At 71.9% G+C, this 21,605-nt stretch carries 18 protein-coding genes and 5 pseudogenes; 13 read left to right on the plus strand and 10 right to left on the minus strand.

What is annotated here, in order from left to right; translation table 11 throughout:
• The 5 genes and pseudogenes from ABD794_RS03005 to mscL all read left to right on the plus strand — a co-directional run.
• Positions 1 to 777, plus strand: a pseudogene (locus tag ABD794_RS03005) (cation:proton antiporter domain-containing protein); the annotation flags it as partial.
• A 189-nt stretch (positions 778 to 966) separates the two neighbouring features.
• Positions 967 to 2,250 carry an MFS transporter gene (locus ABD794_RS03010; RefSeq protein WP_344960769.1) on the plus strand — a complete coding sequence of 428 codons (1,284 nt, stop codon included), beginning with the start codon at positions 967 to 969 and terminating at the stop codon, positions 2,248 to 2,250.
• 66 nt (positions 2,251 to 2,316) lie between these two features.
• Complete coding sequence (locus ABD794_RS03015) at positions 2,317 to 2,628, plus strand: FmdB family zinc ribbon protein (RefSeq protein WP_344960770.1); 312 nt, start codon at positions 2,317 to 2,319, stop codon at positions 2,626 to 2,628.
• 125 nt (positions 2,629 to 2,753) lie between these two features.
• A pseudogene (locus ABD794_RS03020) lies at positions 2,754 to 3,638 on the plus strand (S-methyl-5'-thioadenosine phosphorylase).
• A 494-nt stretch (positions 3,639 to 4,132) separates the two neighbouring features.
• Entirely contained in the window at positions 4,133 to 4,615 is a 483-nt protein-coding gene (gene mscL / locus ABD794_RS03025) for a large conductance mechanosensitive channel protein MscL (protein ID WP_344960771.1), read from the plus strand.
• Here mscL and ABD794_RS03030 read toward each other — a convergent pair.
• On the minus strand, positions 4,612 to 4,800 hold the full coding sequence (locus ABD794_RS03030) for a hypothetical protein (protein ID WP_344960788.1): 189 nt from the start codon (positions 4,798 to 4,800) through the stop codon (positions 4,612 to 4,614). The genes mscL and ABD794_RS03030 overlap by 4 nt on opposite strands.
• Positions 4,801 to 4,913: 113 nt before the next feature.
• On the opposite strand from ABD794_RS03030, the pseudogene ABD794_RS03035 reads away from it, so the two are divergent.
• Positions 4,914 to 6,110, plus strand: a pseudogene (locus tag ABD794_RS03035) (low temperature requirement protein A).
• Positions 6,111 to 6,122: 12 nt separating this feature from the next.
• Entirely contained in the window at positions 6,123 to 7,217 is a 1,095-nt protein-coding gene (locus ABD794_RS03040) for a P1 family peptidase (RefSeq protein WP_344960772.1), read from the plus strand.
• Here ABD794_RS03040 and ABD794_RS18525 read toward each other — a convergent pair.
• From ABD794_RS18525 to ABD794_RS03055, 3 genes and pseudogenes are all read right to left on the minus strand, one after another.
• Positions 7,208 to 8,095: pseudogene (locus ABD794_RS18525) on the minus strand (ATP-binding cassette domain-containing protein); the annotation flags it as partial. The gene ABD794_RS03040 and the pseudogene ABD794_RS18525 overlap by 10 nt on opposite strands.
• Positions 8,096 to 8,230: 135 nt before the next feature.
• Positions 8,231 to 9,178 (minus strand): 1-phosphofructokinase, encoded by a 948-nt coding sequence (gene pfkB, locus ABD794_RS03050; protein ID WP_344960773.1) that lies wholly within the window; start codon positions 9,176 to 9,178, stop codon positions 8,231 to 8,233.
• A complete protein-coding gene (locus ABD794_RS03055) occupies positions 9,175 to 9,945 on the minus strand; it encodes a DeoR/GlpR family DNA-binding transcription regulator (RefSeq protein ID WP_344960775.1) in 771 nt (256 codons plus the stop codon). Before ABD794_RS03055 ends, pfkB begins: the two co-directional genes overlap by 4 nt.
• Positions 9,946 to 10,121: 176 nt before the next feature.
• Here ABD794_RS03055 and ABD794_RS03060 point away from each other — a divergent pair, with 176 nt between their 5' ends.
• Entirely contained in the window at positions 10,122 to 10,712 is a 591-nt protein-coding gene (locus ABD794_RS03060) for a GNAT family N-acetyltransferase (protein ID WP_344960776.1), read from the plus strand.
• Between the two features lie 55 nt (positions 10,713 to 10,767).
• Here the strand turns inward: ABD794_RS03060 and ABD794_RS03065 are convergent, their stop codons facing one another.
• The gene (locus tag ABD794_RS03065) at positions 10,768 to 12,267 is read right to left on the minus strand and encodes an MFS transporter (RefSeq protein ID WP_344960786.1); all 1,500 of its coding nucleotides are present in this window, start codon (positions 12,265 to 12,267) and stop codon (positions 10,768 to 10,770) included.
• A 107-nt stretch (positions 12,268 to 12,374) separates the two neighbouring features.
• Between ABD794_RS03065 and ABD794_RS03070 the strand changes: the two genes are divergently transcribed.
• Positions 12,375 to 13,340, plus strand: coding sequence for a helix-turn-helix transcriptional regulator (locus tag ABD794_RS03070; protein ID WP_344960777.1), 966 nt, complete (start codon positions 12,375 to 12,377; stop codon positions 13,338 to 13,340).
• 33 nt (positions 13,341 to 13,373) lie between these two features.
• Here ABD794_RS03070 and ABD794_RS03075 read toward each other — a convergent pair whose 3' ends face one another.
• Positions 13,374 to 14,372: a sigma-70 family RNA polymerase sigma factor gene (locus ABD794_RS03075; protein ID WP_344960779.1), complete on the minus strand. Its 999-nt coding sequence runs from the start codon at positions 14,370 to 14,372 to the stop codon at positions 13,374 to 13,376.
• 123 nt (positions 14,373 to 14,495) lie between these two features.
• Between ABD794_RS03075 and ABD794_RS03080 the strand changes: the two genes are divergently transcribed.
• Together ABD794_RS03080 and ABD794_RS03085 are read left to right on the plus strand one after the other, a co-directional pair.
• Entirely contained in the window at positions 14,496 to 14,654 is a 159-nt protein-coding gene (locus ABD794_RS03080; protein ID WP_344960780.1) for a hypothetical protein, read from the plus strand.
• Positions 14,655 to 14,843: 189 nt separating this feature from the next.
• On the plus strand, positions 14,844 to 15,305 hold the full coding sequence (locus ABD794_RS03085; RefSeq protein ID WP_344960781.1) for a hypothetical protein: 462 nt from the start codon (positions 14,844 to 14,846) through the stop codon (positions 15,303 to 15,305).
• A gap of 100 nt (positions 15,306 to 15,405) precedes the next feature.
• Here ABD794_RS03085 and ABD794_RS03090 read toward each other — a convergent pair whose 3' ends face one another.
• A complete protein-coding gene (locus ABD794_RS03090) occupies positions 15,406 to 16,164 on the minus strand; it encodes a dioxygenase family protein (RefSeq protein WP_425585909.1) in 759 nt (252 codons plus the stop codon).
• A 159-nt stretch (positions 16,165 to 16,323) separates the two neighbouring features.
• On the opposite strand from ABD794_RS03090, the gene ABD794_RS03095 reads away from it, so the two are divergent.
• Positions 16,324 to 16,830 carry a MarR family winged helix-turn-helix transcriptional regulator gene (locus tag ABD794_RS03095; RefSeq protein ID WP_344960782.1) on the plus strand — a complete coding sequence of 169 codons (507 nt, stop codon included), beginning with the start codon at positions 16,324 to 16,326 and terminating at the stop codon, positions 16,828 to 16,830.
• A gap of 104 nt (positions 16,831 to 16,934) precedes the next feature.
• Here ABD794_RS03095 and ABD794_RS03100 read toward each other — a convergent pair whose 3' ends face one another.
• From ABD794_RS03100 to ABD794_RS03110, 3 genes are all read right to left on the minus strand, one after another.
• Complete coding sequence (locus ABD794_RS03100) at positions 16,935 to 18,446, minus strand: MFS transporter (protein WP_344960783.1); 1,512 nt, start codon at positions 18,444 to 18,446, stop codon at positions 16,935 to 16,937.
• A 70-nt stretch (positions 18,447 to 18,516) separates the two neighbouring features.
• Positions 18,517 to 19,212, minus strand: a complete 696-nt coding sequence (locus ABD794_RS03105; RefSeq protein WP_344960784.1) for a TetR/AcrR family transcriptional regulator — start codon at positions 19,210 to 19,212, stop codon at positions 18,517 to 18,519.
• A 443-nt stretch (positions 19,213 to 19,655) separates the two neighbouring features.
• On the minus strand, positions 19,656 to 19,847 hold the full coding sequence (locus ABD794_RS03110) for a hypothetical protein (RefSeq protein ID WP_344960785.1): 192 nt from the start codon (positions 19,845 to 19,847) through the stop codon (positions 19,656 to 19,658).
• A 260-nt stretch (positions 19,848 to 20,107) separates the two neighbouring features.
• Between ABD794_RS03110 and ABD794_RS03115 the strand changes: the two are divergent.
• Positions 20,108 to 20,868, plus strand: a pseudogene (locus ABD794_RS03115) (TetR/AcrR family transcriptional regulator).
• Positions 20,869 to 21,605: the final 737 nt, after the last annotated feature.

The following is a 21,605-nucleotide window of genomic DNA, read 5'->3' on the forward strand; positions in this document are numbered from 1 at the left end:
CCGCACTGGCCGGCCACCCGGGGGTTCGCCGAGGGCTCGGCTGGATCGCCCAGATCGGGATGTTCGTTCCTGCTCGGTCTGCTGGTCACCCCGCACGAGCTGGGGGACGACATCGTGCCCGCGCTCGTGGTCGGGCTGGTGCTGACGATGGTGGCCCGGCCGGTGTCGGTCTTCCTGAGCACCGCCCCGTTCCGGACCCCCTGGCAGGAGAAGGTGCTGCTCTCCTGGGCCGGGCTGCGCGGGGCCGTGCCCATCGTGCTGGCCACCATCCCCATGGTGGCGGCCGTGCCCGACAGTCGGCGGATCTTCAACATCGTCTTCGTCCTGGTGATCGTCTACACCCTGGTCCAGGGCCCGACGCTGCCCTGGCTGGCCCGCCGCCTCCAGCTGGGGGAGACCGAGGCGGAGGACCTGGGCATCGAATCGGCCCCGCTGGAGCGGCTGCGCGGGCACCTGCTGTCGGTCGCCGTCCCCGAGGGTTCGAAGATGCACGGCGTGGAGGTCGGGGAGCTGCGGCTGCCGGCCGGAGCGGCCGTCACCCTGGTCGTCCGCGAGGGCGCCAGCTTCGTCCCGGGGCCGACGACCGTGCTGCGGCAGGGGGACGAACTGCTGGTGGTGGCCACCGACCCGGTGCGGGACGCGACCGAGAAACGGCTGCGGGCGGTCTCCGAAGGCGGCAAGCTGGCCGGCTGGCTGGGCACCGGCGATGGGACGGCGGTTGCCGTTCCGGGGAAACCCGGCCGGAAACGAGCGCCAGGTATGGTAGGGAAGAACTAAGTTCATCCTGCTCATTACATCGAACCAACTCTGCCTGATGCAGAGCTGGCGCGACCGCACGGCGGCCGCGGCCGCGAAAGGCGGCCGGCGCGGTATCTACCACGGTCCTGCGCGAGAGGACAGCTCTCGGCGCGCTCCGTGCGGCGACCCCGTCCGGGGCGTGCTACCAGGTGGCGGAAAGGCCAGGCCGTGGCAGGCACGGTCAACGAATCCGCCGGGACACGCCCCGGGTACGGTCAGCTGCTGCGCACGCGCGGCGCCTGGACGTTCCTGCTCCCCGGCTTCCTGGCACGGCAGCCGTTCGCGATGCTCACCATCGGCATCCTGCTGCTCGTCCAGAACACCACCGGCTCGTACACCACGGCGGGCGCCGTCTCGGCGACCGCCGGTGTGGCCATGGCGCTGTTCGCGCCGCAGGGCGGCAAGCTCGCGGACCGCTTCGGGCAGGCCGCCGTGCTGCTGCCCGGCGTGGTCGTGCACGCGGCCGCGATCTCGCTGCTGATCACTCTGGCGCTGTCGCACGCGCCGCTGTGGGCGCTGTTCGCGGCGGCCGTGCCGGCCGGTGCGTCCACCCCCCAGATAGGCCCGATGGTGCGGGCCCGCTGGGCGTCCAAGCTCACGGGCTCGCCGCTGATGGCGACCTCGGCCGCCTTCGAGTCCGTCACCGACGAGTTCACCTTTGTGATCGGCCCGGTGCTGGCCACCGCGCTGTGCACGGGCGTGCACCCGTCGGCGGGTCTGGTCGCCGAGGCGGTGCTGACCGTCGTCGGCGGTCTGCTCTTCGCCACCCAGCGGCGCACCCAGCCGCTGCCCAGCCGTGCGGCGGGCGGGAGCCTCCAGGAGAAGGGCGCCTCGGCGCTGTCGGTGACGGGCGTGCGCGTCCTGGCCGTCATGTTCCTCGGCATCGGCTCGGTGTTCGGCGGCATGCAGATGTCGATGACCGCCTTCACCAAGGCGATGGGCGAGCCGGGACTCAACGGCCTGCTCTACGGATGCTTCGCGGCCGGAAACATGATCGCGGGCATCGTCGTCGGCACCGTCGCCTGGCGCAGCGCCCCCCAGCGCCGGCTGCTGATCGCCTATCCGCTGCTGACCCTGGCCACTACGCCACTGTGGGCCGCGCACTCCGCGCCGCTGCTGGGCGGGCTCGGCCTGCTCGTCGGCATGTGCATCGCCCCGGCACTGATCACCGGCTTCACCCTGGTCGAGAAGCTGGTCCCGGCCGAGACCCGGACCGAGGCGTTCACCTGGCTCACCGGCTCGGTGGGCCTGGGGCAGGCGGCCGGGTCCCTGGCGGCCGGCAAGCTGGTCGACAAGTTCAGCGCGCACGCCGGCTTCCTGGTGCCGCTGTGCGGTACGGCGCTGGCGCTGCTGGTCCTGCTGGCGCTGCGGCGCAGCCTCACTCCCCCGGACGCCTCGTCGCACGTCGCGGCACGTGGGGTGGGTCACCGTGAGCCGGTAGCGGTGGACTGACGCGCGGGAATACTGCACTATGGAGCGTCGTTAGCACTCATCGAGTGAGAGTGCCAGGAGGAGCAAGTGCCGACTTACCAGTACCAGTGCACCGAGTGCGGCGAGGGCCTCGAGGCGGTGCAGAAGTTCACCGATGACGCCTTGACCGTGTGCCCGAGCTGCGACGGACGCCTGAAGAAGGTGTTCTCCGCGGTCGGCATCGTCTTCAAGGGCTCCGGCTTCTACCGCAACGACAGCCGTGGCACCTCGTCGAGCAGCAGCCCGGCGAAGTCGGCGTCCACGACGACGTCGTCCTCCACGGCCTCTTCGAGCACCTCCTCGTCCACGGCTCCGGCCGCGTCGAGCTCCTCCACGAGCAGCAGCTCGTCGGCCGCCTGACGCGCCATCGCTCCCGCGGCATCCTTCGACGGAGCCCGTCGCCTCTTCGCGAGGCGGCGGGCTCCGTCGCGTTCCGAGGCCTGATCGGGCCGAGGCTTGATCGGGCTTCGGGGGCGCGGGCTAGGGTGACCGCATGGTCAACCACGAGCACGGCCGATGCTCTCGGCCAACGGACGGGCCCCCGGGCGGAGATAGGCGTCATCGGGGTCTCGGGGTTCTACGCGTTCCTCGACGACGTGACCGAGGTCACTGTGGACGACGCCTACGACCGCCGAGCGACTCCCTGTTCCTCGGCGAGGTGGCGGCCGCCGGGTCGCCTTCCTCCCCCGCCACGGCCGCGGCCACCACCTGCCGCCGCACCCATCGACTACCGGCACCTGTGGGCCCTGCGCTCGCTGGAGCGTGCGCCAGGTGCTGGGACCCTGCGCGGTGGGGCGGCTGCGGGAGGAGTACGGGCCGGGGACGCTCCTGGTGCCCGACCAACTGGTGGACCGACGAAGACACGGACGCAGACCTTCTACGACGGCGAGCCGCTGCGCCGACGGGACGGGTGCCGAGGTCATCCACCTTCCCTTCGCCGACCCCTACTGCCCCGTCGGACGCGCGCCGCGCTGGCCGCGGCGCGCGCGTGGGCGTGACTGGGAGCCGTGGACGGCGGGACGATGGCGGTGATCGAGGGCCGCGGTTCTCGACCCGCGCGGAGTCGCGCTGGCACGCGGCACAGGCTGGTCGCGTGGTCGGCATGACCGGGCACCCGGGAGGCCGTGCTCGCCCCGCGAACTGGGCCTCATGCTACACGTCGATGGCGCTCGTCACGTATCTGGACGCCGGCTGCCTGAGACGGGGGACGGCGTCACGCACCACGACGTGCTGCGGGTCTTCGCGCAGAACGTGGAGCGGGCTGCGCGGAGGTGCTCTTCGACGCGGTGGGCGCCCTTCCGGGAACGGGGACCGCGACTGCCTGTGCGCGCACGCGCTCGACGGCTGGAGCTGGCATCACGCTGCCGTGACGGGTAAGAGCGCTTCACGGGTACGGGCTCTTACCCGTGAAGGTGAGCGGGTTTTCCACAATCCGCGTGTTCATGCCACATGCCCCAGCGGGATCCGGGAAAAGCCGGATCGTGGGAGCGTCCATTCCTCGGAACTCCCCCACGACGCGCGTGGCTGCCGTGTCCCCTTTCCCCTCATCCCCCTCCTCTTCTTCCCTCCTTCTCCTCCCCCGCGTCCGGCCGTCGCCCCATGGTGTCGCGTCCCTCCTGGCACCGGCCCCCGGCGTGCGCGTCCCGCACTTCGCGCCGGTGCGCATCGGCCGGCGGCGTGGTGGCGCGGCGGGGTGGGTAGCGGTCGTGGCCGGGGTGGTGATCCCGTGCTCGCACTGCTGGCCTGCTGGGGTCTCCGCTGATCGGGTTCGCGGATTGGACACACCATCCGGAGCGTCTCGTATGGTGTTCAATCCACCATTCCGGAACATCCGGTGCAGACGAGTACAGAGAGAGGCTGTTCGGTGAGCGAGAAGAGGACGGGGATCCTCGGGGGATTCAAGGCGTTCCTGATGCGGGCGGGCAACGTGATCGACCTGGCGGTCGCCGTTGTCATCGGTGCGGCGTTCACCAACATCGTGAACTCTGTGGTCAAGGGCGTGATCAACCCCATCGTGGGCGCCTTCGGCACCACGGACCTGGACGGTTACGCCGCCTGCCTCAAGGGGCCGTGCGAGAAGAACGCGGCCGGGGTGGTGACCAAGGGCGTCTTCATCCAGTGGGGTTCGGTTGTGAGCGCCTCGCTCACCTTCCTGATCACCGCGGCGGTGGTCTACTTCCTGATGCTGCTCCCCATGAAGCGCTGGCAGGACCGCCAGGCGGCCCGCCGCCCCGAGGAGAACGAGCCGGCCCAGCCGACCGAGATCGAGCTGCTGGCGCAGATCCGGGACACGCTGATCGAGCAGCGGCGCGGCCCCGGCACGGACTCGGTGCCCGCACCGCGCTAGCCGCGAGGGCGGCCGCCGCCCGGCTCAGAGGTGGTGCGGCGGCTTCTCGTCCAGGAAACGGGCCAGGTCGGCGGCGTCGCCACCCGTCGGCCGCTCGCCCCAGCCCCGGTCCGTGTCGTCCTGGACGGACGGTCCAGCGGATCGTCGAAGACGAGGGCGGGCCTGGGTTCGGGGGCGGTGCTCATGGCTCCAGGGTACGGGCCGCCCCGGTCGCGACGGACCGCCCGCGCGGCGACAATCGCCGCATGAGCGATACGCCGCACCGGCCGCTCCGAGCCACCAGGGCGTGCTGCGCCGGATGACCACGCGCGGCCGCGGCGAGGAGCACCGCACGGCCACCCCGCTGGAGCTCTTCTTCGACCTCTGCTTCGTGGTCGCGGTGGCCCAGGCGGGCCGGCAGCTGGTGCACGCGCTCGCGGAGGGGCACCCGGGGCACGGCGTCCAGGGCTACGCGATGATCTTCTTCGCGGTCTGGTGGGCCTGGATGAACTTCACCTGGTTCTCCTCCGCCTACGACACGGACGACGTCCCGTTCCGTGTGGTGACGCTGGTCCAGATCGCCGGGGTGCTGGTGCTCGCGGCGGGCATCCCCCGCGCGTTCGACAGCGGCGACTACCGGGCCGTCTGGTTCGGCTACCTGGTGATGCGGCTGGCGATGGTCACCCAGTGGCTGCGCGCGGCGCTCTCCGCGCGGGGCGCGGAGCGGCGCACGGCGCTGCGGTACGCGATCGGGGTGTGGCCTGTGCCAGGTCGGCTGGCTGGGCCTGTTGTTCCTGCCGGCCGACGCCAAGGCGTGGCTGTTCCTGGGCATGGCGGTCTGCGAGATGGCCGTCCCCGTCTGGGCCGAGCACGGGCAGCCGACCGGCTGGCATCCGCACCACATCGCCGAGCGGTACGGGCTGTTCACGATCATCGTGCTCGGCGAGACGGTCTCGGCGGCGACGGTCGCGGTCCAGTCGGCCGTCGACGAGCACCAGGCGCTGGGGCACGCTGCTCCCCATCGCGGCCGGCGGACTACTGATCATCTTCGCCGCCTACTGGATCTACTTCGCCGTCCCCATCCATCTCCACCTGATCACCAGCCAGCAGGCGTTCCTCTGGGGTTACGGGCACTACCTGGTCTTCGGCTCGGCCGCCGCCATCGGCGCGGGCATCGAGGTGGCGATCGAGGAGGCCACCGGGAAGGCGCACGTCTCGACGTTCGCGGCGTCGGCCACCGTCACCGTGGCCGCGGCGCTGTTCATGTTCACGGTGTGGCTGATCCACTCGCGGCACCAGAAACGGGGGCCTGGCACAGCAGTTGGTGCTGCCGGTCTCGGCGGTGCTCGTCCTGGTCTGTACGTTCGCGGGGCGCTCGGCGGTGCTCGCGGCCGGGTGCGTGGCGGCCGTCACGGTCGCGGTGGGGGTCACGCTGACGGCCCGGCGGAATGCCGCGGACCGCCGGGAGGCGGTCCATGGGGAGGCAGCCCGCCGGGAGGGCGCTTCCGGGGCGTGATACCCATGGCGCATGACTGACACCGGAGTTGCCCCCACCGGCCCCCTGGACGCCCTCACCGATGTGACCGGCCTGCGGGTCGGACACGCCCAACTGACCGGAGAACGCGCGCTGTCGGGGACGACGGTGATCCTCACCGAGCCCGGCGGGGCCGTGGCCGCGGTGGACGTCCGCGGCGGCGGCCCCGGGACGAAGGAGACCGACGCGCTCGACCCGCGCAACCTCGTCCAGCGCGTCGAGGCCGTGGTGCTCACCGGCGGCAGCGCCTTCGGGCTGGATTCCGCGTCGGGGGTGATGGCCTGGCTGGAGGAGGCCGGCCGCGGGGTGCGGGTCGGGCCCGACCCGTCCCACGTGGTGCCCGTCGTCCCGGCCGCGGCCCTGTTCGACCTCGGGCGCGGCGGCGACTGGCGGGCCCGTCCGGACGCGGCGCTCGGCCGCCGGGCGGCCGAGGCGGCGGCCCGGACGGAGGCCGGCGCGCCCGTCGCGCAGGGCAACGTCGGCGCGGGCATGGGCGCGGTGGCCGGCGGGCTCAAGGGCGGGGTCGGCACGGCGAGCGTCGTGCTGCCCTCGGGGGTGACCGTGGCGGCGCTCGCGGTCGTCAACGCGGCGGGTTCGGTGGTCGATCCGGACACGGGCGTGCTGTACGGGGCGGACCGTCGGGCGGCCGTGCCGTCGGCGGAGCGGCACCGCGCGGCGGTCTCCTCGCTCGCCGAGGCGCGCGCGGAGTCGGGACGGCGGCTGGCCCCGTCGTCCCGGCCGCCGCTCAACACGACGATCGCGGTGGTCGCCACGGACGCGGCGCTCACCCGCGCCCAGGCGCAGAAGCTCGCAGGCACGGCCCACGACGGGCTGGCACGGGCGGTGCGGCCGGTCCACCTGCTGACCGACGGGGACACGGTCTTCGTCCTCGCCACGGGTACGCATCCGCTGCCGGCGGAGGAGGGGCTGCCCGCCGGGGTCGACTACGCGCTCGGCGCGGTGAACGGGATTCTGGCGGCGGGGGCGGATGTGCTGACGCGGGCGGTGGTGAAGGGCGTGCTGGCGGCGGAGGGGGTGGACGGTCCGGGGGGTGTCTTCCCGTCGTACGGGCAGTTGTACGGCCTGTGAGTCGAGCTCGCCGCCGCGAGCAAGAGGTCTTCCAGGGTGGGGGTTTCGGTGGTCCACGGGTCGCCGAGCGGACCGGCGTGCCGGACGACGGCGGTGACCTGACGGCCCGTGACGGCGGTCCGTACGACCGCGCTCCGTACGACCGTGCTCCGGTCCAGTCCGGCCGGCAGCCCGTCCGCGGTCTCCGGGTCGGCGGGCCCGGTGACCGTCCGGTGCTCCTCGACCAGCCGCCGCGCGTCGCCCGCGAGCCGTACGCCGCCGTCCCGCAGGAGCAGTACGTGGTCGCAGGCGTCCGCCGGCTCCGGCAGGGCGTGCGAGGACAGGACGACGGTGAGGCCGCGCCCGGCGGCCTCCGTCCTGACCAGGTCCACGATCTCGTGGCGCGCCGACGGGTCGAGTCCGGCCAACGGCTCGTCCAGCAGCAGTAGTTCGGGGCGCTTCCCCAGGGCCAGGGCAAGGGCTATCCGGACGCACCGGCCGCGGGAGAGCGTGCCGACCTGGGCGTCCAGAGGGATGTCGCCGGCGCGCACGATGCGCTCGGCGGCGGCCCGGTCGAAGTCCCGGTTCGGCTCGCCCCCGAAGCGGAGCGTGTCGGCGACCGTGAAGCGGGGGTAGAGCGGTTTGTCCTGGGCGAGGAAGGCGACGCGCTCGCGGACGGCGGGCCCGCCGGGCTCGGCGCCGAGCACCCGCAGCGTGCCGCGCGTCGGCCGGAGCAGCCCCGTCACCAAGTGGAACAGCGTGCTCTTGCCGGCCCCTTCCGGTCCGACGAGGGCGGTGACGCGGCCGGCCGGCAGGGCGAAGTCGCAGTCGCGCAGCGCCCAGCCGCCGCGGAACCGGTGGCCGAGCCCCGTCGCCACCAGGGCTTCTGGATCCGTCACGTGCCGTCCTCCCTGCGCCGTCCCGCACGGGCCGCGGCAGGCGGCCCGGAACGCGATCGCCCCCACCCGCTTCCACTAACACCTTAGTGGAATGATGCGGACAGATCGAGATCGACCGGTTCCACGGTGATCAGTTCACGGCGCGGGCCCGGTCAGGGCGCGGTCCCGCGGGACGTCCGTGGTGACGGTCACCGCGGAGAGGTCGAGGTCGGCGGGGGACGGCATCACGCTGCCGGGCAGCCGTACGGCCGCCGCCCCGTGGGCCAGGGCGGCGGCGAGCGCCTCCGGGCCCGAGCCCCCGGCCGCGAGGAACCCGGCCAAGGAGGCGTCGCCCGCGCCGACGTCGCTGCGGACACACGCGACCGGAGCCGTCCCGAAGTACGTACCGGACGCGTCGGCCAGCAGTTGTCCGTCCGCACCGAGGCTGGCCAGCACGGACCGCGCGCCCCGGGCGCGCAGTTCGCCGGCGGCCGCGGCGGCGTCCCCGACGGTCGCGAGCGGCCGGCCGACCGCCCGCGCGAGCTCCTCCGCGTTGGGCTTGACGACGTCCGGGCGCTCCCGCAGGGCGGCGGTCAGGGCCGGACCGGACGTGTCGAGGGCGATCCGGGCGCCCGCGGCGCGGGCCCGGGCCGCCAACCGCCCGTACCACTCGGGCGCGAGACCGCGCGGCAGACTGCCGCAGCAGGCGACCCAGCCCGCGCCGGCCGACCGCTCCCCCACGGCGGAGAGCAGCAACGCGGCCTCCCCGGCGGTCAGTTCGGGACCGGCCGCGTTCACCTTGGTGAGCGTGCCGTCCGGTTCGGCGACGGCGACGTTGACCCGGGTCGCGCCGGTCACGGGGACGCCCGCGACCTCGACGCCCTGCCCGGCGAGCAGCCGTTCCAGCAGCGCACCCTCCGCGCCGCCGAGGGGCAGGACGGCGACGGTGCGGTGTCCGGCGGCGGCCACCGCGCGCGAGACGTTGACGCCCTTGCCCCCGGGGTCGACCCGGTCGGCGGCGGCCCGCAGCACGGCACCGCGGCGCAGCCCGGGGACCTCGTAGGTGCGGTCGAGACTGGGGTTGGGGGTGACGGTGAGGATCACGGGGCGACCCGCACCACGGCCGTGCCGGCCCGCTCGACGGCGCGGACGGCGTCGTCGTCCAGTCCGGTGTCGGTGACGAGGAGGTCGACGTCGGGCAGGCCGCCGAAGCGGGCGAAGTGCTGCTGCCCGTACTTGGCCGAGTCCGCGAGCAGGACGACCCGGCGCGCCGACGCGATCGTCGCCCGCTTGACGGCGGCCTCGGCGAGGTCGGGCGTGGTGAGCCCGCCGTCGGGCGAGAAGCCGCTGGTCGCGACGAAGGCGACGTCCGCCGCGATCTCCGCGTACGCGCGCAGGGCCCAGGCGTCGACGGCCGCGCGGGTGCGGTGCCGGACGCGCCCGCCGACGAGGTGCAGCGCGATGCCCGGGTGGTCGGCGAGGCGGGCGGCGACGGGGAGGGCGTGGGTGACGACGGTGAGGCCGGACTCCAGGGGGAGGTGGGCGGCGAGGCGGGCGACGGTGGAGCCCGCGTCGAGGATCACGCTGCCGTCGCCGTCCGGCAGTTCGGCGAGGGCGGCCCGGGCGATGGCGTCCTTCTCGTTCGCGGCGGTCGCCTCGCGTTCGGCGAGGTCCGGCTCGAAGTCCAGACGGCCGGCGGAGATGGCGCCGCCGTGCACGCGCCGGAGCAGACCGGCCCGGTCGAGCGCCTTGAGGTCGCGGCGGACGGTCTCGGCGGTGACCTGGAAGGCGTCGGCGAGGGAGAGGACGTCGACGCGGCCGCCGGCGCGGGCCAGACGGAGGATTTCCTGCTGGCGCTCCGGAGCGTACATGTTGGTTTGAGTCCGTTCTCTGCCCGAGTGTTTGAGCTTTGCGCGCACACTACACCGGAGCGGGCGCGTGCGGGCGCCCCCGGCGAGGGATTCACCCGGGATCGAACCCCAACTCCCTATTGCCCTAGGGCAATTACCTCTTGCTCCTAGCGCAAACCCTCGCTACCGTCCCCGCCATGATCACCACCGCCCTCCCCACCCGCACCACCACGCTCCCCGGCCGTCACATCCGCCTCGAACCCCTCGCCGCCTCCCACACGCCCGACCTCTTCGCGGCCGCCGGCGGCGACGAGGACGTCTGGCGGTGGACGCGGCACCGCACCCCGCGCACCGAGCAGGAGATGGGCGCGATCGTCGCGCACCTCCTCGCCGAGGCCGCACTCGTCCCGTTCGCCGTCGTCCACCGGGACACCGGCCGGGCCATCGGCGTCAGCTGCTACGCCGACGCCTCCGTCGAGGGCGAGCAGCTCGAGATCGGCGGCACCTGGTACGGCCGCGCCCACTGGGGCGGCGCCGTCAACCCGGAGTGCAAACTCCTGCTGCTCACCCACGCCTTCGAGGACCTCGGCATGGGCCGCGTCGTCTGGAAGACGGACCACCGGAACGAGCGCTCCCGTGGCGCCGTGGGCCGCCTCGGCGCCGTCGAGGAGGGCACGTTCCGCCGCCACGTCCGCCGCCCGGACGGCACCTGGCGGGACAGCGTCTGGTTCTCGATGCTCCGCGACGAGTGGCCGGCGGCCAAGGCCCGCCTGCAGGAGCGGATATGACAACGGCGCGGCCCCGTCCGGATCCGATCCGGACGGGGCCGCGCCGTACCACCGCTCAGGCCGCTATCGGCTCGCCCGCCGACTCCGCCGACTCCACGGCCGGCGCCTCGCTCCCGGCGGGGGCCTCCTTCGGCCGCCGCGGCAGCGCGAACATCAGGGCGAGGACGACGCCGAGCAGTCCGGCGACCCACCACATCGCGTGCCGGTAGGCGTCCGCGAAGGCCGTCGCCGCCTGCCCCTTCGCCACCGCGCCCTCGTCGAGGACACCGAAGAACACCACGGACACCAGACCGAGGCCGATCGCATTGCCCAGCTGCTGGGTGGTGTTGATCAGGCCGGACGCGGAGCCCGAGTGCTCCCGGGGCACCTCGGCGATGACCGCCTCGGTGAGCGGGGCCACGATGAGGCCCATGCCGGCGCCCATGACGACCAGCGGCAGCGCCATCTGCCAGGGCTGGATGTCCGCGCCGTAGTGGCCGGCCTCCCAGATGTAGGCGAGCACGCCGGCCGCCATGACGAGAGCGCCGCCCTGGAGGACCTTCCGGCCGAAGCGCGGGACCAGCTTCTGCACCGACATGCCGGCGGCCACGGAGACCGCGAGCGAGAACGGTATGCCCGTCAGGCCGGCGCGCAGCGCGCTCCAGCCCAGGCCGAGCTGCATGTACAGCGTCCAGCACAGGAAGAAGATGCCGCAGACGATGCCGAAGGCGAGCTGCACCCCGATGCCGCCCGCGAAGCTCTTCACGGAGAACAGCGAGAGCTCGACCAGCGGCGAGCCGTCCTTCGCCTTCTTGTGCCGCTCGTAGCGGACGAACAGGGCGAGCACCACCGCGCTGCCGGCCATCGACAGCCAACCCCACAGCGGCCAGCCCAGCTCGCGGCCCTGGGTGAGCGGGTAGAGGAACATCACGATGCCGAGCGTGGCCAGCGCGACGCCGACCAGGTCCAGCTTGAGCGCGTCGGTGCTGCGGGACTCGGAGATGAAGCGGCGGCCGAGGATCAGTCCGGCGATGCCGACGGGCAGGTTGACCAGGAAGATCGGCCGCCATTCGAGGCCGAAGAGGTTCCACTCGGTCAGCAGCGCGCCGAGGATCGGGCCGGAGACCGCGCCCAGGCCGACGATCGCGCCGAACATGCCGAAGACCTTGCCGCGCTCGTGGGCGGGGAAGGTGGAGTGCACGATGGCCAGTACCTGCGGCACCATCAGCGCGGCCGTGCCGCCCTGCAGGATCCGGGAGGCGACCAGCAGATGCGGGTCGGCCGCGACGCCACACAGCATCGAGGCGACGGTGAAGCCGGACATGCCGAGGAGGAAGATCCTCCGGCGGCCGAATATGTCGCCCAGGCGGCCACCGGTGATCAGCCCGGCGGCGAAGGCCAGCGCGTACCCCTCAGTGATCCACTGGAGGACGCTGAACGAGGCGCCCAGGTCCTTGCTGATGCTGGGCATGGCGATGTTGACGATCGTCACGTCGACGAGGTCCATGAAGGACGCGGTCAGCACGACGGCCAGCGCAATCCAGCGGCGACGGTCGAGGGGCGGATCGGTACTCACGGAGCTCACGGGGCAGGGCCTTCTTCCACTTCGATTTCCAGGCGTGTCCCCACGTTAACCAGCCACTAGGTCAAACCGCGTCCTAGTTCCCTGGCAGGCTGAGTGGCATGACCGACACACCCGTACGGCTGCTGAATCTGCTCTCCCTCCTCCAGACCCCCCGCGAGTGGCCTGGCAGCGAGCTCGCGGAGCGGCTCGGCGTGAGCCCCCGGACGATCCGGCGGGACATCGAACGCCTCCGGGACCTCGGCTATCCCGTACAGGCAACGATGGGGGCGGTCGGTGGGTACCGGCTGGCCGCCGGGGCGGCGATGCCGCCGCTGGTCCTCGACGACGAGGAGGCGGTCGCCATCGCGGTCGGCCTGCGGGCGGGCGCGGGCCACGCCGTGGAGGGCATCGAGGAGGCGTCCGTCCGCGCCCTCGCCAAGCTCGAACAGGTCCTGCCGTCCCGGCTGCGCCACCGCGTCACCGCCCTCCAGGCCGCGACCGTGCCGCTGACCTCGGGCGACGGGGCGACCGTCGACCCGCGCACGCTGACGACGATGGCCTCCGCCGTCACCGGCCACGAGCGGCTGCGCTTCGCCTACCGCACCGGGGACGGGACGGAGAGCAGGCGGCTCGTCGAACCGCACAGCCTGGTGAGCACCGGACGCCGGTGGTACCTGGTGGCGTTCGACAACGACCGCGAGGACTGGCGGACGTTCCGGGTGGACCGGGTGAGCGAACCGTTCCCCACGGGGGCGCGCTTCGAGCCGCGGGAGCTCCCCGCCGAGAACGCGGCGGCGTTCATAAGGGGCTCCCTGGCGCGGGACCGGCCGGCGTACCGGCTGGTGGTGACGCTGCACGCGCCCGCCGCATCGGTCGCGGCCAGGCTGCCGGGCACGATGGGCGAGCCCGAGCCGGTGGACGGGAACACCTGCCGGCTGGCCGCGGACGTCTCCGACCCGCTGGAGTGGCTGGCCGTCCGGCTGGCCATGCTGGACTGCGAGTTCACGGTGCACGAACCGCCGGAGCTGGTCGCGCACGTCCGCGCGCTGGGGGCGCGCATCAGCCGGGCGGCCGGGGAGGAATGACGAGGGCCCTCGGCGTACGCGGGCCCTCGCGTGTCAGGCCGCCGCGTCGAAGCCCGTGTCGTGGGCCATCTTCTTCAGCTCCAGCAGCGCGTGCTTCTCTATCTGCCGGATCCGCTCACGGGTGAGCCCGTGCTGCTTGCCGACCTCGGTGAGGGTGCGCTCCCGCCCGTCCTCGATGCCGTACCGCGCCTTGATGATCGACGCCGTGCGGTGGTCGAGCCGGCCGATGAGGCCCTCCAGCTCCTCGCTGCGCAGCAGGGCGATCACCGACTGCTCCGGCGAGATCGCGGAGGTGTCCTCCAGCAGGTCGCCGAACTGGGTCTCGCCCTCGTCGTCCACGGACATGTTGAGGCTGACCGGGTCGCGGGCCCAGTCGAGCACGTCACCGACGCGCTCGGGGGTGGTGCCCAGCTCCTCCGCGATCTCCGTGTGCTCGGGGTCGCGGCCGTTCTCCCGGTTGAACTCGCGCTGCACCCGGCGGATGCGGCCCAGCTCCTCGACGAGGTGGACGGGGAGCCGGATCGTGCGCGACTGGTCGGCGATCGAGCGGGTGATCGCCTGGCGGATCCACCAGGTCGCGTACGTGGAGAACTTGAATCCCTTGGTGTAGTCGAACTTCTCGACCGCGCGCACCAGACCGGCGTTGCCCTCCTGGATCAGGTCCAGCAGGGGCAGGCCGCTGCGCGGGTAGCGGCGGGCGACGGCGACCACGAGGCGCAGGTTCGACTTGATGAAGACGTCCTTGGCGCGGTCGCCGTCGGCGGCGATCGCCTCCAGCTCCTCGCGCGAGACGTCCCCGGAAGCGCCGGGCTCCAGGCCGTCCAGGAGCTGACGGGCGTAGACGCCCGCCTCGACGGCCTGCGACAGCTCGACCTCCTGGGCGGCGTCGAGCAGGGGTGTACGCGCTATCTCGTCCAGGTACATGCCGACCAGGTCGCGATCGGCGATTTCCCCGCCCGAGGCGCGAACACTGCTTGCCCCGCCTGAGCCCTTGGTTGCGGACTGACGACGGGCGACGGCACGGGTTGCCATGCGTACTCCCTTGCGATGAGACGGTCGCGGGATGGTGGGGGGCTCGCTCCAGCGAACCCGTCCGAAGGAAAGAACGGCCGGAATCCGGACAGAATTCCCCGGGGCGTCTTCTTTTTTACGATCATGCAGTACCCTGCCCGGCCGCGAGCGGGGCCGCAGGGCCGCGGAGACCGGCGGACGTCCTGGCCGAGCCCTGCTGCACGGCCCGCGCGGGGGCGGGTGACCGCCACGTCCGACGAGACGGCCGTCACCTTCGACGATCGCCGGGGTTTCCTGTCCTGAAGACGCCGTTCTCCGGCGTCCGGTTGCGCGGGGCGTCCCGATGGGCCGGATTCCCGGGTCCGCGACGACCATGTCTTCCCGGCATGTCTTTCCGGCATGTCCTTCCGGCCGCGCTGATCGATTTGCCGCCGCACGGGCGCGGGTGTGCGCTGGTATCCACGGGGGGTGGCGAACGAGAGGAGCCTCGCCATGCCGGCGCACTCGATCCTGCCGCACCACGTCCACGACGCCCCCGGCCCCGTGCCCCGCGGCGCGCACCTGCCGGCCCGCCGGACGCCGGCCGGCCCCGTACCGGACCGCAGCCGTGCCGCCTGGGCGGTGCCGGCCTGCGTGGGAGCGGTCCTCTTCCTCTACACCGTCTTCCTCTCCCACGACAACGGCTTCTCCCAGGCGGGCGGCTGGCTGCTCGGCCTGGCCGTCGCCGTGATCGCCACCGGCATCGGCTACGTCCTGGTGCGCGAACGGAACGCGGTGATCCCCGAGGTCCGCGCGCTCTCCTACGGTGTGCTCGCCGGCATCACCATCGGCTTCCTGCACAGCGTCTCCGGCGGGACCTGGCTGCGCTCGCTGGGCATCGGGCTGGCCTGCGGCGCCCTGGTGGGGCTGATGTCCTACGACATCTTCCACTGGAACGAGCGCAGTTCGGACTGAAGGAACCACGTCGCGCCGGAGGGGCCACGACCGCGACCGGAGGCGTACGACCGCAGACCGTTCCGGCCGCGCCGCGAACCGGCCTAGCGTGGACGGGTGATCAGCCGAACTGCACCGACCGTTTGGCCAGTCCCATCCAGAACCCGTCAATGACGCTTCGCTGACTGCCGAGTTCGTCCTCGGCGGCACCCAACGCGACGAAGAGGGGGGCGAAGTGCTCGGTGCGCGGATGCGCGAGACCGGCCGCGGGGGACTTGTGCGCGAAGTCCAGCAGGGCGTCGACGTCCTGGGCGTCGAGCGCCTCGCGCCCCCAGTGGTCGAACTCCGCGGACCAGCCCGGCGTCCCGCCCCCGTGCCGCAGCGCGGCCAGGTTGTGGGTGAAGAAGCCGCTGCCGACGATCAGTACGCCCTCGTCGCGCAGCGGCGCGAGCCGGCGGCCGATCTCCATCAGGCGTCCGGGGTCGAGGGTGGGCATCGAGATCTGGAGCACCGGGACATCGGCGTCGGGATACATCTCGACGAGCGGGACGTACGCACCGTGGTCGAGCCCCCGGTCGGGGACGTCGTGGACGGGCGTGCCCGCGCCGCGCAGCGCCTTGCGCACCCGGTCGGCGAGGGCCGGCGCCCCCGGGGCGGGGTAGCGGACGCGGTAGTAGTGCTCGGGGAAGCCCCAGAAGTCGTAGGTGAGCGGCACCGTCCCGGTGGCGCCCAGGGCGAGCGGGGCCTCCTCCCAGTGCGCCGAGACGATCAGGATGGCGGCGGGCCGGGGCAGTTCGGCGGACCAGGCGGCGAGCTGGCCCGGCCACAGCGCGTCGTCCGCGAGCGGCGGGGCGCCGTGGGAGAGGTAGAGGGCGGGCATGCGCCCGGCGGGGGTCTCGGTGATGGACTGCACGGTCGCTCCGGTCGGACCTCGACAATGCTTGAACTTTCAAGCTCTACGATGCTCGACTTTAGACGCATTTTATTTAGACTTCAAGGATTGAGCGGCAGGCGATCAGTGAGTGGAACAGTGGATGTCATGACGAACCGACCCGCACCGGATCCGGCGGAGCCCCGCTGGCTCAGCGCCGACGAGCAGGCCGCCTGGCAGGCCTACCTCCACGCCACCACGCTGCTGGAGGACCACCTCGACCGCCAGCTCCAGCGCGACGCGGGCATGCCGCACATCTACTACGCGCTGCTGGTCCAGCTCTCCGAGGCGCCCCGGCGGCGGATGCGGATGACCGAACTCGCCCAGCAGACCAAGATCACCCGATCCCGGCTCTCGCACGCCGTCGCGCGACTGGAGAAGAACGGCTGGGTGCGCCGCGAGGACTGTCCCTCCGACAAGCGGGGCCAGCTGGCCGTGCTCACGGACGAGGGCTTCGCGATGCTCGAACGATCGGCGCCCGGCCACGTCGCGGCCGTCCGGGCGGCGATCTTCGACCGGCTCTCCCCCGAGCAGGTCACGGAGCTGGGCGAGATCTGCGGGACCATCGCGGCCGGCCTCCAGCCGGCCGGCGCCGACCTGCCCTGGCTGCGCTGAGACTTCCCGGACGCGCACGAGGACCCCGCACGGATGTCCGTGCGGGGTCCTCGCCGTGCGGCAGGCAGGCTCTCCGTAAGGGGGTACCGGGCGGTACCGGTGGCTCAGTGGGCCATGACCGGGACGGCGTCCTCCGCGTTCTCCGCCGCCTTCCCCTGCGCGCCCCCGCCCGGGCGGCCGGCGTTGACGAAGACCAGCGAGATGATCGACGCCAGGGTCAGGATGCCGACGGCCCAGGAGATGCCGGTCTGGAAGCTGTGCACGGTCGCGTCCAGCCCGAGCATCTTCGCGGCCTGCGGCGACGTGGCCTCCGACGCGTGGGACTTCATGTAGTCGGTGACGGCGCTGGCGGCGATGGTGTTGAGCAGGGCGGTGCCGATCGCTCCGCCGACCTGCTGCGAGGTGTTGACCATCGCCGAGGCGACACCGGCGTCCCGGGCCTGCACCCCGTGCGTGGCCAGGCTCATCGCCGGCATGAAGGCCGTGCCCATGCCCAGGCCCATCAGCAGCAGGCCGGGCAGGATGCCCGTCGCGTACGAGGTGTCCACGTCGATCCGCGTGAGCAGCAGCTGGCCGAAGGCGGCCAGCAGGAAGCCCGGGAACATCAGCCAGCGGGCCGGGACCCGCATCATCAGCCGGGCGCCGATCTGGGTGGAGCCCGTGATCATCGCGGCCATCATCGGCAGGAACGCCAGGCCGTTGGAGACCGGGCTGTAGTGCTTGATCCCCTGCAGGTAGAACACGAGGAAGAGGAACAGGCCGAACATGCCGATCGAGGCGAGGCCCAGCGCCGCGTAGACGCCGCCGCGGTTGCGGTCGGCGACGACGCGCAGCGGCAGCAGCGGCGACGCGACCTTGCTCTCGACGACCACGAAGGCCACCAGCAGCACCGCGGCCGCGACGAACAGGCCCACGGTCAGCCCGGCGGTCCAGCCGTCGGACTCGGCGCGGGTGAAGCCGTAGACCAGCGAGACCAGGCCCAGGGTGGCCAGGACGACGCCGGGCACGTCGAGCTTCGCCGGGTTGCGGCTGCCCGCGGGCTCGTGGACCACCGCGACGGCGCCGATGACGGCGATCACGGCGATCGGGATGTTCACGAAGAACGTCCAGCGCCAGTTGAGGTACTCGGTGAACACTCCGCCGAGCAGCAGGCCGACGGCGCCGCCGCCACCGGCGATGGCACCGAAGATGCCGAACGCCTTGGCGCGCTCCTTGGCCTCGGAGAACGTCACGGCGAGCAGCGACAGCGCGGCGGGCGCGAGCAGCGCGCCGAAGACGCCCTGGAGGGCGCGGGCGGACAGCAGCATCACCGTGTCGACCGCCATGCCGCCGAAGGCGGAGGCGAGGGCGAAGCCGATCAGGCCGGTGACGAACGCCTGCTTGCGGCCCCACAGGTCGGCGATGCGGCCGCCGAAGAGCAGCAGACCGCCGAAGGCGAGGGCGTAGGCGGTGATGACCCACTGCCGGTTGCCGTCCGATATGCCGAGGTCGGCCTGGGCGGAGGGCAGGGCGATGTTCACGATGGTCGCGTCGAGGACGACCATCAGCTGGGCCAGCGCGATGAAGATCAGCGCTTTCCAGCGCCGGGGATCGGGGAGGGTGGGGGTTTCTGGCATGGAGGGGCCTACCTCGTGGTGCGGAACAGGCGGAGCAGGTGGGGAAGTACGGGTTCGTTATGTCGACGAACTATGGCAGGGGGGTGTGACAACCGGCCGCGGCCTGTTGCCGGTTGCGGCGCAGTTCGTCGAAGGTCACGGCGTGGCCCGGGAGTTCCGAGCGGGGCGGGTTCATCAGGCCGTCCAGGAAGAGCTGCAGGTGCCGCTGGACGAAGCGGTCGAACTCCGGGCAGCCCTTGCCCGGCAGCGGTCTCGTCAGCTGGGTGATCGCCACCATCAGGTCGCCCAGGCCGATGTCGGAGCGCAGCTGGCCGGACGTGTGGGCCGCGTCCATCAGGCCCTGCACCGCCGCCTCGAGCCGCCCGCGCGCGGCCACGAGATCCGGATGGTCGTGGTCCGCGTAGCCCTCGAGCTGCGGGCACAGCGCGCCCACCCGTTCGGCGGCGGCCGCGTGGACGAAGCGCCTCAGTGCACGGAACGCATCGGGCTCCTCGGCTCGTGCTGCCTCGGCCTGCTCCGCGATGCGGCCCATGACCGAGAGGGTGACGTGGTGGATCAGCTCGCGGCGGTCCGCGAAGTGACGGTACAGCGTGGCATTGCCGACGCCGACGCGTCGAGCGATTTTGTCGAAGGAGAAGTCGCCCCCCTCCTCGACGAGCACCTCGCGGGCCGCCGCGATGATCCGCTCCCGGTTGCGCTGGGCATCGGCGCGCAGGCGCGGCTGGGTGGCTGACACGGACGGCACTCCTTCACGGGTGGGCTTCATGAACGGCTTCACAGCGGCTTCAACGGCTTCATAAACGGGGAACAGCTCCCCGCTTGTGCGGGGACGTGAGGTCAAACGGGGAAAAGGTCCCCGGATATTTCCCGCCCCTCCTGTGGCATGCGTCACGCGGCCCGCATCCCGCATCAGGCGTCACGCTCCGGAGCGGGCCGTCACCCGATTGCCGTACCCCCGAAGGCGTACGGACGTACGAAGACCCAGGGTGTTAGTCAGCCAGCAGAAGGCCAGCAGGAGGTGACCGGCATGAGATCCCTGGCCATCCCCGTGGTGGCGGCCACCCTGTTCGCCCTCACCGCACCCGCCTGTGTCCCAGGCCGGGGGTTGCGTCCACCGGGCGGTTGGCGCTTCCTGCACTGTGCGACCCCAACGGAGCGGTAACGCCACCACATGATCACATGCGCTGAGTGATCTCTCACCGTGATCCCTCACTCCTCCCCGGTGTTCCCCCGTTGGTTGTTGTTGGAGAGATCACTCACGTGTTGGAAATAGTGGGCGCCGTCCGGTGGGGTCGGCAGTGCCGGGAGCGCCACCGGCCGGTGGACGCCCGCGGTGGACACGGCGGGTGCGGTGAGGGCGAACAGGGTGGCCGCCACCACGGGGATGGCCAGGGATCTCATGCCGGTCACCTCCTGCTGGCCTCTGCTGGCTGACTAACACCCTGGGTCTTCGTACGTCCGTACGCCTTCGGGGTACGGCATCGGGTGACGGCCCGCTCCGGAGCGTGGACGCCTGATGCGGGATGCGGGCCGCGTGGACGCATGCCACAGGAGGGGCGGGAAATATCCGGGGACCTTTTCCCCGTTTGACCTCACGTCCCCGCACAAGCGGGGAGCTGTTCCCCGTTTATGAAGCCGTTGAAGCCGCTGTGAAGCCGTTCATGAAGCCCACCCGTGAAGGAGTGCCGTCCGTGTCAGCCACCCAGCCGCGCCTGCGCGCCGATGCCCAGCGCAACCGGGAGCGGATCATCGCGGCGGCCCGCGAGGTGCTCGTCGAGGAGGGGGGCGACTTCTCCTTCGACAAAATCGCTCGACGCGTCGGCGTCGGCAATGCCACGCTGTACCGTCACTTCCGCGGACCGCCGCGAGCTGATCCACCACGTCACCCTCTCGGTCATGGGCCGCATCGCGAGGCAGGCCGAGGCAGCACGAGCCGAGGAGCCCGATGCGTTCCGTGCACTGAGGCGCTTCGTCCACGCGGCCGCCGCCGAACGGGTGGGCGCGCTGTGCCCGCAGCTCGAGGGCTACGCGGACCACGACCATCCGGATCTCGTGGCCGCGCGCGGGCGGCTCGAGGCGGCGGTGCAGGGCCTGATGGACGCGGCCCACACGTCCGGCCAGCTGCGCTCCGACATCGGCCTGGGCGACCTGATGGTGGCGATCACCCAGCTGACGAGACCGCTGCCGGGCAAGGGCTGCCCGGAGTTCGAACCGCTTCGTCCAGCGGCACCTGCAGCTCTTCCTGGACGGCCTGATGAACCCGCCCCGCTCGGAACTCCCGGGCCACGCCGTGACCTTCGACGAACTGGCGCCGCAACCGGCAACAGGCCGCGGCCGGTTGTCACACCCCCCTGCCATAGTTCGTCGACATAACAGAACCCGTACTTCCCCACCTGCTCCGCTGTTCCGCACCACGAGGTAGGCCCCTCCATGCCAGAAACCCCCACCCTCCCCGATCCCGGCGCTGGAAAGCGCTGATCTTCATCGCGCTGGCCCAGCTGATGGTCGTCCTCGACGCGAACACCATCAGTAGAGGGAACCTACTCGTACCCCCATAGCCACATCTCAAAGCCAGCCAGAGCGCCTCGAGCAACCGGACGGCAAACGCAGGGGTCATCACGCCTTGTAACGCACACACTAAAGCCTTCGGACGGGTCTGTGCATGATTATCTCTTTCGGACCAGCGCACACATTCAACGTAGACGAACACAAACCTAGTGGGGCCGACAAAGCAGGCGATTACGTACACCGCTGATCAGGCTTCGCCCACCTTTTACGGGCCCCCTCCGCTGCGGCGGCATGGCGGTCGACATCGGTGATGCTGCCTGTGTTTCCGCCCGCGTCCCTCCAGGGGTCTATCGGCGGCTGGCTCGCGCCCGCCGCGCTGTCGCTGCTCGCAGTGACGTTATCCGAGGCACAAGGAGCGACGACACAAGGCGTTCGGCATCTTCGGTAGACCACCGGCCGGTGGCGGCGGCGCCGTCGGCCTGCTAGCATTCAGTGCGGAGTGTTTTCATCCGAGAGTACTAATACACAATAAAACATCGTGGACACGCCCAATCAGGTGAACGCTGTCTTCCGGATGATATCAATCACCCACAAAGCATAAAAGGCAGAACCGTCTATGAATGAAGACCCGATCTCATCCGCGTGGCGCAA

Source organism: Streptomyces thioluteus (assembly GCF_039535865.1).

Excerpts from the sequence above, each read along its gene's own strand:
- ABD794_RS03030 (WP_344960788.1), bottom strand. The coding sequence starts at position 4,800 with ATGAGCACCGCCCCCGAACCCAGGCCCGCCCTCGTCTTCGACGATCCG.
- ABD794_RS03040 (WP_344960772.1), top strand. The coding sequence starts at position 6,123 with ATGACTGACACCGGAGTTGCCCCCACCGGCCCCCTGGACGCCCTCACC.
- ABD794_RS03055 (WP_344960775.1), bottom strand. The coding sequence starts at position 9,945 with ATGTACGCTCCGGAGCGCCAGCAGGAAATCCTCCGTCTGGCCCGCGCC.
- ABD794_RS03060 (WP_344960776.1), top strand. The coding sequence starts at position 10,122 with ATGATCACCACCGCCCTCCCCACCCGCACCACCACGCTCCCCGGCCGT.
- ABD794_RS03070 (WP_344960777.1), top strand. The coding sequence starts at position 12,375 with ATGACCGACACACCCGTACGGCTGCTGAATCTGCTCTCCCTCCTCCAG.
- ABD794_RS03075 (WP_344960779.1), bottom strand. The coding sequence starts at position 14,372 with ATGGCAACCCGTGCCGTCGCCCGTCGTCAGTCCGCAACCAAGGGCTCA.
- ABD794_RS03080 (WP_344960780.1), top strand. The coding sequence starts at position 14,496 with ATGCAGTACCCTGCCCGGCCGCGAGCGGGGCCGCAGGGCCGCGGAGAC.
- ABD794_RS03085 (WP_344960781.1), top strand. The coding sequence starts at position 14,844 with ATGCCGGCGCACTCGATCCTGCCGCACCACGTCCACGACGCCCCCGGC.
- ABD794_RS03090 (WP_425585909.1), bottom strand. The coding sequence starts at position 16,164 with ATGCCCGCCCTCTACCTCTCCCACGGCGCCCCGCCGCTCGCGGACGAC.
- ABD794_RS03095 (WP_344960782.1), top strand. The coding sequence starts at position 16,324 with ATGACGAACCGACCCGCACCGGATCCGGCGGAGCCCCGCTGGCTCAGC.
- ABD794_RS03100 (WP_344960783.1), bottom strand. The coding sequence starts at position 18,446 with ATGCCAGAAACCCCCACCCTCCCCGATCCCCGGCGCTGGAAAGCGCTG.
- ABD794_RS03105 (WP_344960784.1), bottom strand. The coding sequence starts at position 19,212 with ATGAAGCCCACCCGTGAAGGAGTGCCGTCCGTGTCAGCCACCCAGCCG.
- ABD794_RS03110 (WP_344960785.1), bottom strand. The coding sequence starts at position 19,847 with ATGAGATCCCTGGCCATCCCCGTGGTGGCGGCCACCCTGTTCGCCCTC.